This is a genomic window from Pseudomonas caspiana, from assembly GCF_040224095.2.
GTDB classification, from domain to species: domain Bacteria; phylum Pseudomonadota; class Gammaproteobacteria; order Pseudomonadales; family Pseudomonadaceae; genus Aquipseudomonas; species Aquipseudomonas caspiana.
Window position 1 is genome coordinate 3,505,687 of record NZ_CP167995.1, and the last position, 15,347, is coordinate 3,521,033.

10 protein-coding genes are annotated in these 15,347 nt (G+C 58.4%); 3 read left to right on the forward strand and 7 right to left on the reverse strand.

Annotated elements, in window-relative coordinates; all coding sequences use genetic code 11:
- Positions 1 to 197 precede the first annotated feature (197 nt).
- Positions 198 to 374, forward strand: a complete 177-nt coding sequence (locus tag ABRP31_RS16040; RefSeq protein WP_349969288.1) for a hypothetical protein — start codon at positions 198 to 200, stop codon at positions 372 to 374.
- A gap of 9 nt (positions 375 to 383) precedes the next feature.
- On the opposite strand, the gene ABRP31_RS16045 is transcribed toward ABRP31_RS16040, so the two are convergent.
- Complete coding sequence (locus tag ABRP31_RS16045) at positions 384 to 914, reverse strand: MgtC/SapB family protein (protein WP_087263904.1); 531 nt, start codon at positions 912 to 914, stop codon at positions 384 to 386.
- Positions 915 to 1,100: 186 nt separating this feature from the next.
- On the opposite strand from ABRP31_RS16045, the gene ABRP31_RS16050 reads away from it, so the two are divergent.
- Together ABRP31_RS16050 and mapR are read left to right on the forward strand one after the other, a co-directional pair.
- The gene (locus ABRP31_RS16050) at positions 1,101 to 1,349 is read left to right on the forward strand and encodes a DUF3203 family protein (protein ID WP_349969289.1); all 249 of its coding nucleotides are present in this window, start codon (positions 1,101 to 1,103) and stop codon (positions 1,347 to 1,349) included.
- 153 nt (positions 1,350 to 1,502) lie between these two features.
- On the forward strand, positions 1,503 to 2,933 hold the full coding sequence (gene mapR / locus ABRP31_RS16055; RefSeq protein WP_349969290.1) for a GntR family transcriptional regulator MpaR: 1,431 nt from the start codon (positions 1,503 to 1,505) through the stop codon (positions 2,931 to 2,933).
- Here the strand turns inward: mapR and ABRP31_RS16060 are convergent.
- From ABRP31_RS16060 to ABRP31_RS16085, 6 genes are all read right to left on the reverse strand, one after another.
- Positions 2,930 to 3,679 carry an SDR family oxidoreductase gene (locus tag ABRP31_RS16060; protein ID WP_349969291.1) on the reverse strand — a complete coding sequence of 250 codons (750 nt, stop codon included), beginning with the start codon at positions 3,677 to 3,679 and terminating at the stop codon, positions 2,930 to 2,932. The two genes, mapR and ABRP31_RS16060, sit on opposite strands and share 4 nt — an antisense overlap.
- Positions 3,680 to 3,971: 292 nt before the next feature.
- Entirely contained in the window at positions 3,972 to 6,059 is a 2,088-nt protein-coding gene (locus tag ABRP31_RS16065) for an EAL domain-containing protein (protein WP_349969292.1), read from the reverse strand.
- 234 nt (positions 6,060 to 6,293) lie between these two features.
- Positions 6,294 to 7,772: an efflux transporter outer membrane subunit gene (locus tag ABRP31_RS16070; RefSeq protein WP_087263897.1), complete on the reverse strand. Its 1,479-nt coding sequence runs from the start codon at positions 7,770 to 7,772 to the stop codon at positions 6,294 to 6,296.
- A complete protein-coding gene (locus tag ABRP31_RS16075; protein WP_087263895.1) occupies positions 7,769 to 10,876 on the reverse strand; it encodes an efflux RND transporter permease subunit in 3,108 nt (1,035 codons plus the stop codon). The genes ABRP31_RS16070 and ABRP31_RS16075 overlap by 4 nt, the downstream gene beginning before the upstream one ends.
- Positions 10,873 to 13,983, reverse strand: coding sequence for an MdtB/MuxB family multidrug efflux RND transporter permease subunit (locus tag ABRP31_RS16080; RefSeq protein WP_349969293.1), 3,111 nt, complete (start codon positions 13,981 to 13,983; stop codon positions 10,873 to 10,875). The genes ABRP31_RS16075 and ABRP31_RS16080 overlap by 4 nt, the downstream gene beginning before the upstream one ends.
- The gene (locus ABRP31_RS16085; protein ID WP_349969294.1) at positions 13,980 to 15,290 is read right to left on the reverse strand and encodes an MdtA/MuxA family multidrug efflux RND transporter periplasmic adaptor subunit; all 1,311 of its coding nucleotides are present in this window, start codon (positions 15,288 to 15,290) and stop codon (positions 13,980 to 13,982) included. Before ABRP31_RS16085 ends, ABRP31_RS16080 begins: the two co-directional genes overlap by 4 nt.
- Positions 15,291 to 15,347: the final 57 nt, after the last annotated feature.

Consider the following 15,347-nt stretch of genomic DNA (forward strand, 5'->3'; position numbering starts at 1 on the left):
TCCCCGACGGGAAAAGTTCAAAGAGGTTTGCAGTCCGGTCACGCATGACGACTGTCAGCTTAGACGCAGATCAGAGCCGCGCCCGCTAATCACTTGAGCCATCCGTGAATGCGTGCGGTCCAAAACCAGGCGTGTCCAGAAAATGTCATGTTGCAACCGTATTTGCCCTATGCATTCCCAAACGTAGAGGTGACTCAATGAGCATTCCTGTCCCAGCCGAAACACCTGATCCGATGATCGACGATCCAGCCTTGCCGGTACCAACCCCCGATAAGGAGCCGCCATCGACCCCGCCGGAGGTAACCCCAGAGCCTATCGGCGACCCGCCACCCAACGAGCCGCCCGCTATTCTGGGTGAAGATTTTCCGGAGTAACGGTGCCCGTCAGGGTTTTTCCGAGCCGTCCTGTTTGTCCGGATTTTCTTCGGAGGGGTCGATTTTATTGACCACTATTGGCATCAGACTCAGGATTCCCAAGGCCAAAACGGTACTTAATACCGCCGTGGCCTCACGTCCCATACCCGCCGCAATTCCGATTGCGGCGGTCATCCATAACCCTGCGGAGGTGGTCAGGCCCTTGACCTGATCGGTATGTTGCGCACGATCCTTGAGGATCGTCCCGGCCCCCAGAAAGCCAATACCAGCGACGATGCCTTGAATCACCCGGCTCAGAGCAGCGTCGTCAGCACCCGACATGTCTGGAGCGAGAACAAACAGGGCCGCGCCCATCGCCACCAGCATATGCGTGCGTACACCTGCGGCCTTGCCCTTGTGCTCCCGCTCAAACCCCAGAATCCCGCCCAGCACGGCCGCAAGCGTGAGCCGCACTGTGATTCGGGTTAGTTGTGAGGCATCAGTGATATCGGAAAATTCGGATTGCAGCGTTACCCAGACTTCTTGCCACCATGCATTCATTGTTGCTCCTTGGGGAGGATCTTGAGGGACAAACCCGGCAGCTCCTGCAAAAGCTTCGCAGAGCGCCTGCACCCGGTATGACTTTATGTAGGCAAATGGACAGCGACAAACGGCAGGAGTGCTGAACTAACACTCAGTCGTCGGCAAGGTCGTAAATCAGGTAGTCCATGTGAAAAGGAGATCACCATGCCTTTGCAATTCGATTCGACCAACCAGTACTGTTCAGCCGAAATCGACGGGGTGCGCTACAGCAGTGCTACTGCTGACGTATTGATCACCACCAACGATGAAACCCATATGTCTGAAGCGGAGATTGATGGCGTCAAGGTACCCATCACTGAAGCAGAAGCCGACGCCCTCACCCTCTACAACGCCAAAGACTTGCGCCATCACACCGTGGACCGGGATGAACCGGGTACGCTGACAGTAATCTGACCCAGCAATACCCCATAGCCGGTGGTATCTGATCCGGTTTTTTATCGTTAAGCTGGCTCTGTTCTCAATACACCTGAACGCTCACCCTATCGCTGACTGTTTTAGTGATAGAGATGAGCGCCCAGGATGATCGAGCAGAGCCCGCGAGACCTCATGAAGCGCTACGAACAATACGCCGATAATATCGCCGAACTGATCAGAACCGGCGTGCTGGCTCCCGGGCAGCGCGTGCCCTCGGTACGCTATGCGAGTCAAACCCACGGCATCAGCCCATCGACCGTGTTTCAGGCGTATTACCTGCTGGAACGACGTGGTCTGATTCGTGCCCGGCCGCGCTCCGGCTATTTCGTCAATGCCAAGGCGCTGGATCAATCCGGTCGCAGCTTCAGCGAACCGCTGACAGCCCCTCAGGTGGGTGAGTCCACTGAGGTGGATGTCAGCGAGTTGGTGTTCTCCGTGCTGGGCTCCATCAAGGACCCGAATACCGTCCCCTTTGGCTCTGCGTTCCCCAGCCCGATGCTGTTCCCGATGCAGCGTTTGTCACGCTCACTGGCCAGCGCGAGTCGGGACATGGACCCGCGCATGGTGGTCACCGACATGTCGCCGGGCCACCCGCAACTGCGGCGCCAGATTGCTCTGCGCTACATGGTCGGCGGGCTGATACTGCCCATGGAGGAACTGCTGATTACCAATGGCGCACTGGAAGCGCTCAATCTTTGTCTGCAGGCCGTCACGCAGCCCGGCGATCTGGTTGCCATCGAGGCTCCGGCGTTTTATGCCTGTTTGCAGGTCCTGGAACGCCTGAAACTCAAAGCGGTGGAAATCCCGGTCCATCCACGCGACGGGATCGATCTGGACATCCTGGCGCAGACGCTCCAGCGCCACCCGATCAAGGCGTGCTGGTGCATGACCAGCTTCCAGAACCCCACTGGCGCGCTGGTCCCTGAAGCGCGAAAGCGGGCGTTGGTGGAGTTGCTTCGAGAACATCAGGTACCGCTGATTGAAGACGACGTCTACGCAGAACTGTATTACGGTCCCCATGCGCCAAAACCGGCAAAGGCTTTCGATACCGAAGGTCTGGTGCTGCATTGCGGTTCGTTCGCCAAAAGCCTGGCCCCCGGTTACCGCATCGGTTGGGTAGCCGCCGGGCGTTATGCACAGAAAATCGAACGCCTGAAGCTGATGACCTCACTGTGTGCGTCAATGCCCGCTCAGGCGGCAATTGCCGACTATCTACAGCACGGCGGTTATGACCGACACCTGCGTAAATTGCGCTACGCCCTCGAGGATCAGCAGCGGGCGATGCTGGGCGCCATTGCCCGATACTTTCCGGCGCAGACCAGAGTCAGTCAGCCAGAAGGCGGCTATTTCCTGTGGCTGGAACTGCCGGAGCAAGTGGACTCGCTGCAAGTGTTCAAAACAGCGCTGGCCCAAGGAATCAGCATCGCACCGGGACCGATCTTTTCTCCGACCCGACGCTTTGGTCACTGCATTCGCCTCAACTATGGCGGCATCTGGAACGATGCATCGGATAAAGCCATGCAGACCCTGGGACGGATCATTCACTCGATGGTGACGAACTAGGAGCGGCCACCGCCGAGATCGATAAATGTGCCGGTCGCATACGACGCCTTCTCGGAGAGCAACCAGACAATCGCTTCGGCAACTTCTTCGGCAACGCCGCCACGGCCCATGGGTATGCCGGGCTCCAGCTTGCTGACACGCTGCGGGTCGCCGCTCAAGGCATGGAAGTCGGTAAATATATAGCCTGGCCGTACGGCATTGACGCGTATGCCCTCGCCTGCCACTTCGCGGGCCAGACCGGTTGTGAAGGTGTCGAGCGCGCCTTTGGAGGCTGCGTAATCAACGTATTCGCCGGGTGAGCCCAGACGCGACGCCACCGAGGACACGTTGACGATGCTGCCGCCCTTGCCACCATGGCGCGGCGACATTCTCAGCAACGCGTGCTTGCTGCATAGGATCGGACCGACCACGTTGGTCATCATCATTTTCAGCAGGCGGAACTCGGTCAGTTCTTCGACACGGGACGCATGAGCGACGGTTGCAGCATTGTTGACCAGATGGGTCACCGGCCCGAACTCAGCATCAACTCTGGCGAAAAGCCGGACAATTTCATCTTCGTTGCTGACATCAGCCTGAACGGCGATGACTGATGCACCCAATGCGCGGATCTGGTCACAGATCTTTTCGGCAGCCTGGTGATCGGAAAGGTAGTTGATGCAGATCCGGTAGCCTTGCGCTGCTGCAAGCAATGCAGTGGCGGCGCCAATACCACGGGAACCGCCCGTGATGATGAGAACTTTATCCATAAATGTCTCCTGTAGAAGTACGCATGACGCTGATCAAACGAAACGCTGAATTGAAATTGCATCCCCTGCAAAAACTGGCACCTTGCTGAATCCAGGCAACCATTCGATCTGTAGGTGCTCACCGAGGTCACGAGGCCAGCGATGGCGGAGAGTCAGACATACCGTGATCGCTGGGTTCGTAACCTCGGTGAGCTACTGGGATGCGTCCAATCTGGAAAACTGTGTTTGTTTGATAGAAGCCAACCTTCACTGCACAGCAACGAGGTGTCAGAACTGTTCGAAGATTACCAGTCTAGACCGCCAGAGCGGTAACGCCTCTGGCGGCGTCGATTTCAGCCATGAAGCGCTCGGGCGGCAGCGGATGGCCAAGCAGATAGCCTTGCAGGGAATCGCACCCCAGCCGGGTCAGGAAACGCTGCTGGCGATCGGTCTCGATGCCTTCGGCGACGATCCGCAGATTCAGCGCCTGCCCCACCGCGACAATAGCGGAAATGATCGCCGCATCATCGCTGTCATGCTCCAGATCACGGACAAACCCGCGATCGATTTTCAGCTCGTTGGCAGGCAGCCGCTTGAGATACATCAGGCTCGAATACCCGGTGCCGAAATCATCAATGGACAGATCAACGCCCATTTCCGATAGCTGGCGCAGGACGGCAACGCTCGCGTCGGCGTCACTCATCGCGGTGGTTTCAGTGATTTCCAGGGTCAGGCTATTGGCGGGAAGACGATGACGTTCCAGCGCTTTCGCAACCGTGTCGACCAGGCTGGAATGGCAGAACTGCAGGGTCGAAAGATTGACCGCAATACGCCAGTCGTCATACCCCATGTCTGCCCAGATACGCATCTGTCGGCACGCTTCATCCAGGACCCACTCGCCGATACTCACAATCAGCCCGGTCTTTTCTGCAAGGCCAATAAAGGCGTCCGGCAACAACAGACCTTTCTGCGGATGATTCCAGCGTAACAGTGCCTCGGCACCGACAGGTTTGCCGCTGACGGCATCGAACTTAGGCTGATAGAACAGGCAGAAGTGTTTGTATTTGAGGGCAACACGCAGTTCCTGCAACAACTCCAGCTGATTGCGCGCGTTGGTGTTCATGCTGGCGTCGAAGAAGCTATAACCGTTTTTGCCGGCGGCCTTGGCGTGGTACATCGCAGCATCGGCGTTCATCAGCAGCTCTTCCTGACTCTGCCCGCACCCCGGATAAAGCGCGATGCCGATACTGACTGAGATTTGCAGCAGTTGATCGGCGATATGGAACGGCTGCGCAATCAGATTGACCTGTCGTGCGGCGATGCTCGGCGCATCATGAATATCTTCCACCTCCACCAGCAGTACAAACTCATCACCGCCGATGCGCGCCAATGTATCGCGGCGATGCAGATTGGCCCGTAAACGCAGCCCCACATCGCGCAGCAACTGGTCCCCGACATGATGCCCAAAGGCATCGTTGACCGGTTTGAAGCCGTCAAGGTCCATGAACATCAGGGCAAAGCAGCCGCCTCCGGTATCAATGCGTTGCATAGCCTGATCAATACGTTCGGCCAGCAAAACCCGGTTAGGCAAGCCCGTCAGCGTGTCGTGCAGCGCTTGATGCGTCAGCTCGCGATTGAGGCTGATCAGGGATTGGGACAGCTCTGCGGTTCTGGCCTCAAGCCTTGCATCGAGAATTGACGTCAGCAACGTGAACGTCAATACCGCCAGGGTCGCCACCAACACCAGTGAGAACAGCCCGCTGAAGTGAATGCCGTCAGCGAGCGCGCCGCAGAAACTGTCATCGGAAAAGCTGGCGGCAGCCATCCCGGTGTAATGCATGCCGACGATCGCCATCCCCATTACCACTGCCGCAGCGCCACGGGCGAGCAGCACATGAGGGGTCTGTTGACGCAGATGAAAGGCGATCCAGAGCCCGGTAGCCGAAGCCGCAATGGCAATCCCCAGTGAAGCCAGCACGGTGGCGGGCTCATAGGTTATCCCCGGATACATGCGAAGAGACGCCATGCCGATGTAGTGCATAGCGCTAATGCCCGCGCCCATGAATACTGCCCCCAACCCCAGCAATGACGCAGGCATTTGCGGCTGGCCGACCAGCCACAGGGCAAACCCTGAGGACAGAATGGCAATCATCAAGGACAGGCAGGTAATGGGAACATCGAAGGCCAGTTCGATAGGCAAATCGAACGCCAGCATGCCGATAAAGTGCATGGACCAGATGCCAACGCCCATGGAACAAGCGCCACCAGCCATCCAGATGGCCGCGGCCCGCCCTTTCGCCGAGGCAATCCGCCCGGCAAGATCAAGGGCGGTGTAGGAAGCGAGGATTGCGACGAAAATTGAAACCAGCACCAACGAGGTGGAGTAACTGCCAATCAGCATGGATGACCGCGACCTGGATAAATGAGCGTATCCATGCCCAGTCAAAAACACGATTCTACCGTTTGTTCATTAGCGTGTGGCGGTCACTCGTCGAAAATATGGCGCATAGCCATCAACCAGAAGTATTCGATGTGATAAGTGCGAGCAAACGTGAAGGCTGCCGCTCCAGTGGGAGCAGAGCTTGATCGGATTCCAACTCAAGCTCTTCATGAATCACCGCAGCGAAATCAGTCCCTACTCTTTACCCGCCTGAATATCCAGACCATTCTGCGCGTTCCAGCCACCGCCCAGCGCAGCGATCAGTTGAACACTGGCAATCAGACGGCTTTGCAGCAAGGTCAGCACGCTGCGCTCGTTGCTCAGCGCGGTGGTCTGAACGTTGACCACGTCCAGATAACCGATCAGCCCTGCCTTGTATTGATTGTTGGTGAGGCGCAGCGACTCACGGGCTGCATCCAGGGCCTCTGCGCGCACGCTCGCTTCGTCTTCATAGACTTTGAGCTGGGTCAGGTAATTTTCCACTTCCTGAAAACCAGTCAGAACAGTCTGTCGATACTGCGCCACCGTCTGATCGTAGACCGCTTCAGTGCGGTCGACTTCGGCCGAACGCTGACCGCCGTCGAACAGCGTCATCGCCAGTTGCGGCCCCACTGACCAGAAACGGTTGGGCAAGGTGATCCAGTTGGAGAACGTGCTGCTGCTGTAACCGCCGCTCATGCTCAGGGTCAGGTCCGGGTAATACGCCGCCTTGGCGATACCGATGTTGGCATTTGCCGCCATCACCGAGCGCTCGGCAGCCGCGATATCCGGTCGACGCTCAAGCAACTGCGAGGGCAACTCCAGAGGAATCGCCGGCAACGCCGGTATCGATGTGGTCGCCGCCAGATTGAAATCCGCCGGTGCTTGGCCCATCAGCACGGCAATCGCATTCTCGAATTGCGCCCGCTGCCAGACCAGATCGATCAGATCGGCCTGGGTGCTTTTCAGTTGGGTTTGCGCTTGGGCCACTGAGTCACGTCCGGAGATTCCGGCGCGGTATTGATTCTGGGTCAGCGTCAACGAACGCTGGTACGCCTCGACTGTGGCCTCCAGCAGACGTTTTTGTTCGTCAATCACCCGCAACTGCAGGTAGTTCTGCACCAGCTCCGATTGCAGGCTCAACTGCATGGCAGCAAGGTCGGCAAGACTTGCCTGAGCACTGGCGGTATCGGCTTCCAGCCCGCGGCGCAACTTGCCCCAGATATCCGCTTCCCAGCTGACACCCAACTGGGTGTTGTAGGTGTCACGAATACCACTGCTGGAACTGCTCAGGCTTGAACTGCTGCTGCCCGTGCCCTGGCTTGAACGGGTCTTGCCAGCGGACAAATCCAGCGTCGGGAAGAACGCTCCGCGAGAACTGCGCACCAGCGCCTTGGCCTGGCGATACTGCGCCTCGTACTGGGCGACTGTCTGATTGGAGCTGTTGAGCTTTTCTACCAGCCCGTTGAGCTGCGCATCGCCGTAAATTTCCCACCAGGCTCCTCGGGCAATCGCGTCACTGGGCGTGGCCTGGGTCCAGCCTTCTGCTGCTTTGAACTGAGCAGGCGTCGCCATTTCAGGCTTTTGGTAATCCGGGCCGACCGCACAGGCGCTCAATAGCGCAACACACAACGCCAGGCACAGCGTGCGTCCAGGCCGGTGCTTGAAGGGTTTGATCTTCTGCTGTGCAGTCATAGCGGAGTTTCCAGAGCGGCATCGGTGCGCACGCCACGCCATTTGTTGAAGCGATGACGTAAACGGTCGAGATAAAGGTAAACCACCGGGGTGGTGTAAAGGGTCAGGATTTGGCTGAAGACCAGACCGCCAATGATGCACAGGCCCAATGGACGACGCATCTCTGCGCCATCCGCTGTGCTCAACAACAGTGGCAAGGCACCAAGAATGGCCGCCATGGTTGTCATCAGAATTGGCCGCAGACGTTGCAGGCAGGCAGCGCGAATCGATGCCTCCGGTGTCATGCCACTGTCGCGCTCCAGTTGCAGCGCCAGGTCGATCATCATGATCGCGTTTTTCTTCACCACCCCGATCAGCAAAAACAGCCCCAGTAGCGAGATCAGGCTGAACTGCGAACCCAGCACATAAATGCTGAGCAAGGCCCCTACCCCGGCCGACGGCAACGTGGACAGGATCGTGAGTGGGTGGATGTAGCTTTCATAAAGGATACCCAGCACCAGATAGACCGCCAGTAACGCCCCAAGGATCATCCACGGTTGGCTCTTCTGGGTTGCGGCGAATGCGTCGGCAGTACCGGCCATTTTGGCAATGACGTCCGACGGCAAGCCGACTTCAGCGACGGCGCGCTCAATGGCGACGGTGGCCTGATCCAGGCTATAGCCTTCGGCCAGATCAAACGAGATGTTCTCCGAAGCGAACTGCCCGTCATGGGAAACCGTGTCATCGGCGAGGCTGCGTTCATAGCGAGCGATGCTCGACAGCGGCACACGATTGCCGTCCGCGGTAATCACCTGAACCTGTTCAAGAGTGGCCGGATCCTGAGCAAACTTTGGATTGACCTCCATCACCACTTTGTACTGGTTGAGACTGTCGTAAATAGTCGACACCTGACGCTGGCTATAGGCGTTGTTGAGCACAGCGGTGACCATGTCCATATCGATGCCCAGACGTTTGGCGGCATCACGATCGACTTGCAGGGTGACTTGCTGGGCACCGCGTCCTTCGCGGGCGTCGATGGCGGTCAGCTCCGGCAGTGACTTGAGCGCAGCGACCACTTTGGGGTACCACTGACGCAGTGCATTGAGATCGCCGCTTTGCAGGATGTACTGATACGCCGAAGTGGTCTGCTCCCTGCCGCCCCCCAGCTGCAGATCCTGATCAGGGGACAGGAATACCCGCCCGCCTGGCACTTTGGGCATTTCCTTGCGCAAGCGCTCCACCACCTGCTCGGCGGTGAGCTTGCGCTCCGAGATGGGCTTGAGGCGTACCAGCATGAATGCGTTGTTGGTGCCGTTGGTGCCGCCGATGAAGCCTGCCACTGTGTCTACGGCCGGGTCGGCAAGAATCGCGTCGCGGAATATTTCCATTTTTGGCTGCATGACCGTGAACGACAACCCATCGTCCCCCCGCACGAAGCCCATCAGTTGCCCGGTGTCCTGGGTTGGCAAGAATGTCTTGGGCACCACCACATACAACGCGACGTTCACCACCACCGTCACCAGCAGACTGAACAGCGTCAGACGTCGATGGCGCATCACCCAGCCCAGACTCCGGTCGTAGCCCTCGACCATGCGATCGTTGACCCGGCTGCTCCAGCGCTGCAACTTGTTCTCGCTGCCCGGCACATGGGGCTTGAGCCAGCGCGCGCAGAGCATGGGCGTCAACGTCAAGGACACCAACAGCGAAACAATGATCGACGCCGAGAGCGTGATCGAGAACTCGCGAAACAGGCTTTCCACCAGTCCGCCCATGAACAGGATCGAGATGAACACCGCCACCAGCGACACGTTCATCGCCAGCAAGGTGAAGCCAACTTCTTTGGCTCCCAGGTACGCCGCCTGCATCGGGGCGAGCCCCTTGTCGATGTGTCGGGAAATGTTTTCCAACACCACAATGGCGTCATCGACCACCAGCCCGGTGGCCAGAATCAGCGCCATCAGCGACAGGTTATTCAGGGAAAACCCGTACAGGTACATAATCGCGAAGGTGCCCACCAGCGACACCGGCACGGCCAGCGTCGGAATCAGCGAGGCCCGGAAGTTGCCAAGAAACAGGTAAACCACAAGGATTACCAGAATGACGGCAATCAGCAGCGTCATCTCTGCTTCGTGCAGCGTCGCCTTGATGACCGGCGAACGATCCAGTGCCAGATTCAGTGTGGCGCTGGCGGGCAATACAGCTTCCAGCGCTGGCAACTGTGCCTTGATCTGCGCGACGGTCTCAATGATGTTGGCCCCAGCCTGCCGGTTGATCACCAGCAGCACCGCAGCTTTTTTGTTGAAGAAACCTGAGTTGTAGCGGTTCTCGACGCCATCGCTGACCTTGGCGACGTCCTTGAGACGCAACGCTGCGCCATCCTGATAACGAATGATCAGCGACTCATAATCCGAGGCTTTTTCCAGTTGGTCGTTGGCCTGCACCTGCCAGTTGTACTTGGAGTTTTCCACCGCGCCCTTCGGACGACGCACGTTGGCGGCGTTGATTGCCGTACGCACCTCATCTAGGGACACGCCGTACTGGTCAAGCAATTGCGGCTCGAGTTCGATGCGCACCGCTGGCAACGAGCTGCCGCCGATCTGTACCTCGCCCACTCCGCTGACCTGGGACAGGCTTTGGGAAAGAATGGTCGACGCCAGATCGTAAAGCTCGCCTTTTTCCAGCACCTCGGAGGTCAGCGACAGGACCATGATAGGCGCCTGGGACGGATTGACCTTCTTGTAGGTCGGCATGCTGCGCATGCCGCTGGGCAACAGATTGCGCGAGGCATTGATCGCCGCCTGCACTTCTCGCGCCGCGCCGTTGATGTCGCGATCCAGATCAAATTGCAGGATGACCCGCGTAGAACCCTGGCTCGAACGACTGCTCATGGTGTTGATACCGGCAATCGAACCCAGTGAACGCTCCAGCGGTGTAGCGACACTGGAGGCCATGATCTCGGGGCTGGCCCCCGGCAAACTCGCGGACACCACGATGACCGGGAAATCCATGTTGGGCAGCGGTGCCACTGGCAGCAGGCCGAAGCTGACACCGCCGAGCAGCATGATCGCCAGGCTCAGCAGCATGGTTGCTACCGGCCTGCGTATGAAGGGACCGGACAGGTTCATGCGTCAGCCTGCTCCAGACGCGCATCAGCGTCCGGTTTACGGCCCCAGCGACGTCCCATGCGATCGAAGTACAGGTAAATCACCGGCGTCGTGAACAGGGTCAACACTTGGCTCAACATCAAGCCGCCGACCATCACCAGACCCAACGGTTGACGCAGTTCTGCGCCGGAACCGCTCGCCAGCATCAACGGCACAGCGCCAAACAAAGCCGCCATGGTGGTCATGAGAATCGGCCGGAAACGTAGCAGCGCTGCTTCGTAAATAGCCGTTTCAGGATCCACGCCCCGGTTACGTTCGGCGTCGAGGGCGAAGTCGATCATCATGATGGCGTTTTTCTTGACGATACCGATCAACAGGATGATGCCGATAATCGCGATCATGCCCAAGTCGTTGCCACTGATCAGCAAGGCCAACAAAGCACCGACGGCTGCCGACGGCAGGGTCGACAGAATGGTGATTGGGTGAATGTAGCTCTCGTACAGCACACCCAGCACGATGTACATGGTCACGACCGCCGCGAGGATCAGCAGCAAGGTGCTGGACAACGATGCCTGGAAGGCCTGAGCGGCACCCTGGAACTCGGTCTGCACGCCAATTGGCATACCGATGTCTTTTTCGACCTGCTGAATAATCTCGACGGCGGCGCCCAGCGCCACATCAGGCGCCAGATTGAAAGACATCATGACGGCCGGGAATTGCCCCATATGCGCAATGGCCAGTTGCGCCTGACGCTGTTCAACTCGCGCCAGACTCGACAGCTTGACCTGCGCACCATCGGTAGTCTTCACGTGGATCTGATCAAGCGCCTCAGGCCCCAGCTCGCTAGCCGTGGCGGCCTGCAATACCACCCGGTACTGGCTGGCCTGAGTGTAGATCGTCGAAATCTGCCGTTGGCCGAAAGCGTCATACAACGCATCAGTGATATTCGCTACGGTCACGCCCAGCCGGCTCGCCGCATCCCGGTCGATTGCCAGATAGACCTGCAAACCCTTGTCCTGCAGGTCACTGGCGACGTCAGTCAGTTCCGCACGCTTGCTCAACGCATCCACCAGCCGCCCGCTCCACAAGCTCAGCAGCTCGGCGTCCGGGGACGACATACTGAATTGATACTGGGTACGACTGACCCGGTCTTCGATAGTCAGGTCCTGTACCGGCTGTAGAAACAGTCGAATACCGGACAGCTTGTCCAGTTGCGGCTGCAAGCGCTGGATAATCTGCGTTGCGGTGACATCCCGCTCACCGTGGGACTTCAGGTTAATCAGCAGACGACCGCTGTTAAGCGTTGCGTTATCGCCATCAACCCCGATGTAGGAGGAAAGGCTGGCCACGTCAGGGTCTTGCAGAATGATCTTCGCCAAAGATTGCTGGCGCTCGCTCATGGCGGCGAAGGAAACCGATTGCGGCGCCTCGGAGATGCCCTGAATGACGCCGGTGTCCTGCACCGGAAAAAACCCCTTGGGCACGACCATGTAGAGAAAAACGGTCAACGCCAGGGTGCCAATCGCCACCAGTAAAGTCAGCGGTTGATGCTTGAGCACCCAGCGCAACTTGTTGCCGTAGGCCTCAACCAGCCAGTCCAGCCAGGCACCGCTGGCACGATAGAAGCGGCTTTGATCTTGTTCCTTGGGTTCACGCTTGAGCAACCGGGCACACATCATCGGCGTCAGCGTCAGCGAAACCACCAGCGAGATCAGGATCGCCACTGCCAGGGTGATCGCAAATTCACGGAACAACCGCCCCACGACGTCAGCCATGAACAGCAGGGGAATCAACACGGCAATCAGCGAAATGGTCAGCGACACAAGGGTAAAGCCAATCTGCTTCGCGCCCTTGAGCGCCGCCTGCATCGGCGTTTCGCCTTCTTCGATATGCCGCGAAATGTTTTCCAGCATGACGATGGCGTCATCGACCACAAAGCCGGTGGCGATGGTCATGGCCATCAACGTCAGGTTGTTGACCGAAAAACCCGCCAGATACATCACCCCGAAGGTACCCACCAGCGACAGCGGTACGGCAATCGACGGAATGATCGTCGCACTGAAGCGACGCAAGAACAGAAACGTCACCAAGACCACCAGCACGATGGCGATCAGCAGTTCGTGCTGCACGTCTTTGACCGAGGCCCGGATCGTCTGCGTGCGATCCGTCAGTACTGCCACATCGAGGCCCGCAGGCAAATTGTCGGTGATGCTCGGCAGTAGCGCCTTGATACGATCCACGACCTCAATCACGTTCGCACCCGGCTGGCGCTGGATGTTGAGCAACACCGCCTGATTTTCGTTGGCCCAGGCCGCGAGACGCTCGTTCTCGGCACCATCAACAATTTCCGCCACATCCTTGAGTCGCAGCGGTGCGCCGTTGCTGTAGGCCAGAATCAGATTGGCGTACTCATCAGGAGATTTGAGCTGATCGTTGGCATCGAGCATCGACACCCGGGTCGGGCCGTCGAAGTTACCCTTGGGCTGGTTGACGTTGGACGCACCAATCAGCGTGCGTACATCCGCCAGGTTCAGGCCGTTGGCTGCCAGCGCATCGGGGTTGACCTTGATCCTGACCGCCTGACGTTGACCACCGGCAATGCTGACCATGCCGACGCCGCTGATCTGGGAAATTTTCTGCGCCATGCGCGTATCGACCAGATCGTTGAGTTTGGGCAACAACATGGTCTTGGACGTAATCGCCAGGGTCAGGACCGGGGTATCAGCCGGATTGACTTTGTTGTAGACCGGGGGCGCGGGCAAATCCGTGGGCAAAAGATTGGTCGCGGCGTTGATCGCCGCCTGCACCGACTGCTCGGCCACATCCATATTCAGATCAAGACTGAATCGCAGGGTGATCACCGACGCACCACCAGAGCTGGTAGACGCCATCTGGCTGAGGCCCGGCATTTGCCCGAATTGACGCTCCAGCGGTGCTGTTACCGCACTGGTCATGACTTGCGGACTGGCGCCTGGATACAGCGTCATCACCCGAATCGTCGGGTAATCGACTTGCGGCAGCGCCGAAACCGGCAGCAATTTGTACGCGATCAAGCCGGCCAACACGATGGCCAGCATGCTCAGGGTCGTTGCGACCGGACGCAGGATGAACAGTCGGGAGATGTTCATGCGCGCGTGCTTTCCGCCTTGCCTGCCGACGCCGACTCATCGCTGCTCTTGCCCGGTTTGCCCTGCAATTGCTGACCCGGGGTAGTCGGTACGTCTTTGCTATCGCTGACCACCTCTACCGCAGCACCATCGCGCAGGCGGTCGGTCCCTTCAAGTACAACACGATCCCCGGCCGCCAGTCCTTCGCTGACAACCGTTAATTGTTCGTTGTTGGCACCCGTCTTGAGCACCCGGATCTTGACCTTGTTGTCGCCATCCATCGCGTACACAAAGGTACCGTTGGTGCCGAACTGAATTGCTGCCGTCGGCACCAGTACCGCTTGCTTGAGGGTATCGGCCAGCAGATGAACGTTGACGAACTGGTTAGGGAACAGCACTTCATTCTGGTTATCGAAGCGGGCCTTGAACTTCAAGGTTCCGGTGGCCACATCGATCTGGTTATCGAGACTCGCCAGCACGCCTTGGGCCTGCTGCTTCTCATCGCCACGGTCCCACGCTTCCACCGGCAGCTTGTCGCCACTGCGATAACGGGAAATCACTGCCGACAGGTCTTTCTCCGGCAGTGTGAACGCAACGGTAATGGGCTTGGTCTGGGTGATGATTACCAGCGCGGTGGTGTCGTTGGCCGCCACCAGATTGCCGACGTCCAGTTGTTTGAGGCCAATGCGACCAGAAATCGGCGCGCGAATCCGGGTGAACTCAAGATTGAGCCTGGCATCCCCCACTGCCGCCTGATTGGTCTTGATCGTGCCCTGATACTGATTGACCAGTGATTCGGCAGTATCCAGGGTCTGTTTGGCGATACTGTCTTCGGCGTACAAACCACGGTAGCGCTGCACATCCAGTTGAGCATTCTTCAGCAATGCCTGATTGGTCGCCAACGTACCTTCAGCCTGCTGCAAGGCAATCTGATAACTGCGCGGGTCGATCTCGGCCAGCAAATCCCCGGCCTTGACCATCTGACCTTCCTGAAAGTTGATCTTGACCAGTTCGCCCGCCACCCGACTGCGCACGTTGATGGTATTCATCGCCGTCACAGTGCCAAGCGCTTTGTAGTAAATCGGAAAATCACCCAGCACCGCCGGGGCTACCCGTACCGGTACGGCAACGGTCGAACCGCCAAAGCCCGGGCGCGCCATGCCGCTTGAGGCCGTACCGCCGGTTTTGCCGTGTGCGGCGTCTTTGCTCGGTGCAGATGTCGGCCATAACCACCAGCACAAACCGACGATTATCAGCAGGACCAAAAGACTGATGAGCCAGCGACGAGAACTACGGGGGCCAGACGATTGCATGAATAAATCAACCATTGCGGATGGGGCTTTTCAGGAGGCTGAACAATAAGCACAGATGCGTGACAAGCAAAG

Coding starts and splice junctions, on each gene's coding strand:
- ABRP31_RS16060 (WP_349969291.1), bottom strand. CDS start 3,679: ATGGATAAAGTTCTCATCATCACGGGCGGTTCCCGTGGTATTGGCGCC.
- ABRP31_RS16075 (WP_087263895.1), bottom strand. CDS start 10,876: ATGAACCTGTCCGGTCCCTTCATACGCAGGCCGGTAGCAACCATGCTG.
- ABRP31_RS16065 (WP_349969292.1), bottom strand. CDS start 6,059: ATGCTGATTGGCAGTTACTCCACCTCGTTGGTGCTGGTTTCAATTTTC.
- mapR (WP_349969290.1), top strand. CDS start 1,503: ATGAAGCGCTACGAACAATACGCCGATAATATCGCCGAACTGATCAGA.
- ABRP31_RS16045 (WP_087263904.1), bottom strand. CDS start 914: ATGAATGCATGGTGGCAAGAAGTCTGGGTAACGCTGCAATCCGAATTT.
- ABRP31_RS16080 (WP_349969293.1), bottom strand. CDS start 13,983: ATGAACATCTCCCGACTGTTCATCCTGCGTCCGGTCGCAACGACCCTG.
- ABRP31_RS16085 (WP_349969294.1), bottom strand. CDS start 15,290: ATGGTTGATTTATTCATGCAATCGTCTGGCCCCCGTAGTTCTCGTCGC.
- ABRP31_RS16040 (WP_349969288.1), top strand. CDS start 198: ATGAGCATTCCTGTCCCAGCCGAAACACCTGATCCGATGATCGACGAT.
- ABRP31_RS16070 (WP_087263897.1), bottom strand. CDS start 7,772: ATGACTGCACAGCAGAAGATCAAACCCTTCAAGCACCGGCCTGGACGC.
- ABRP31_RS16050 (WP_349969289.1), top strand. CDS start 1,101: ATGCCTTTGCAATTCGATTCGACCAACCAGTACTGTTCAGCCGAAATC.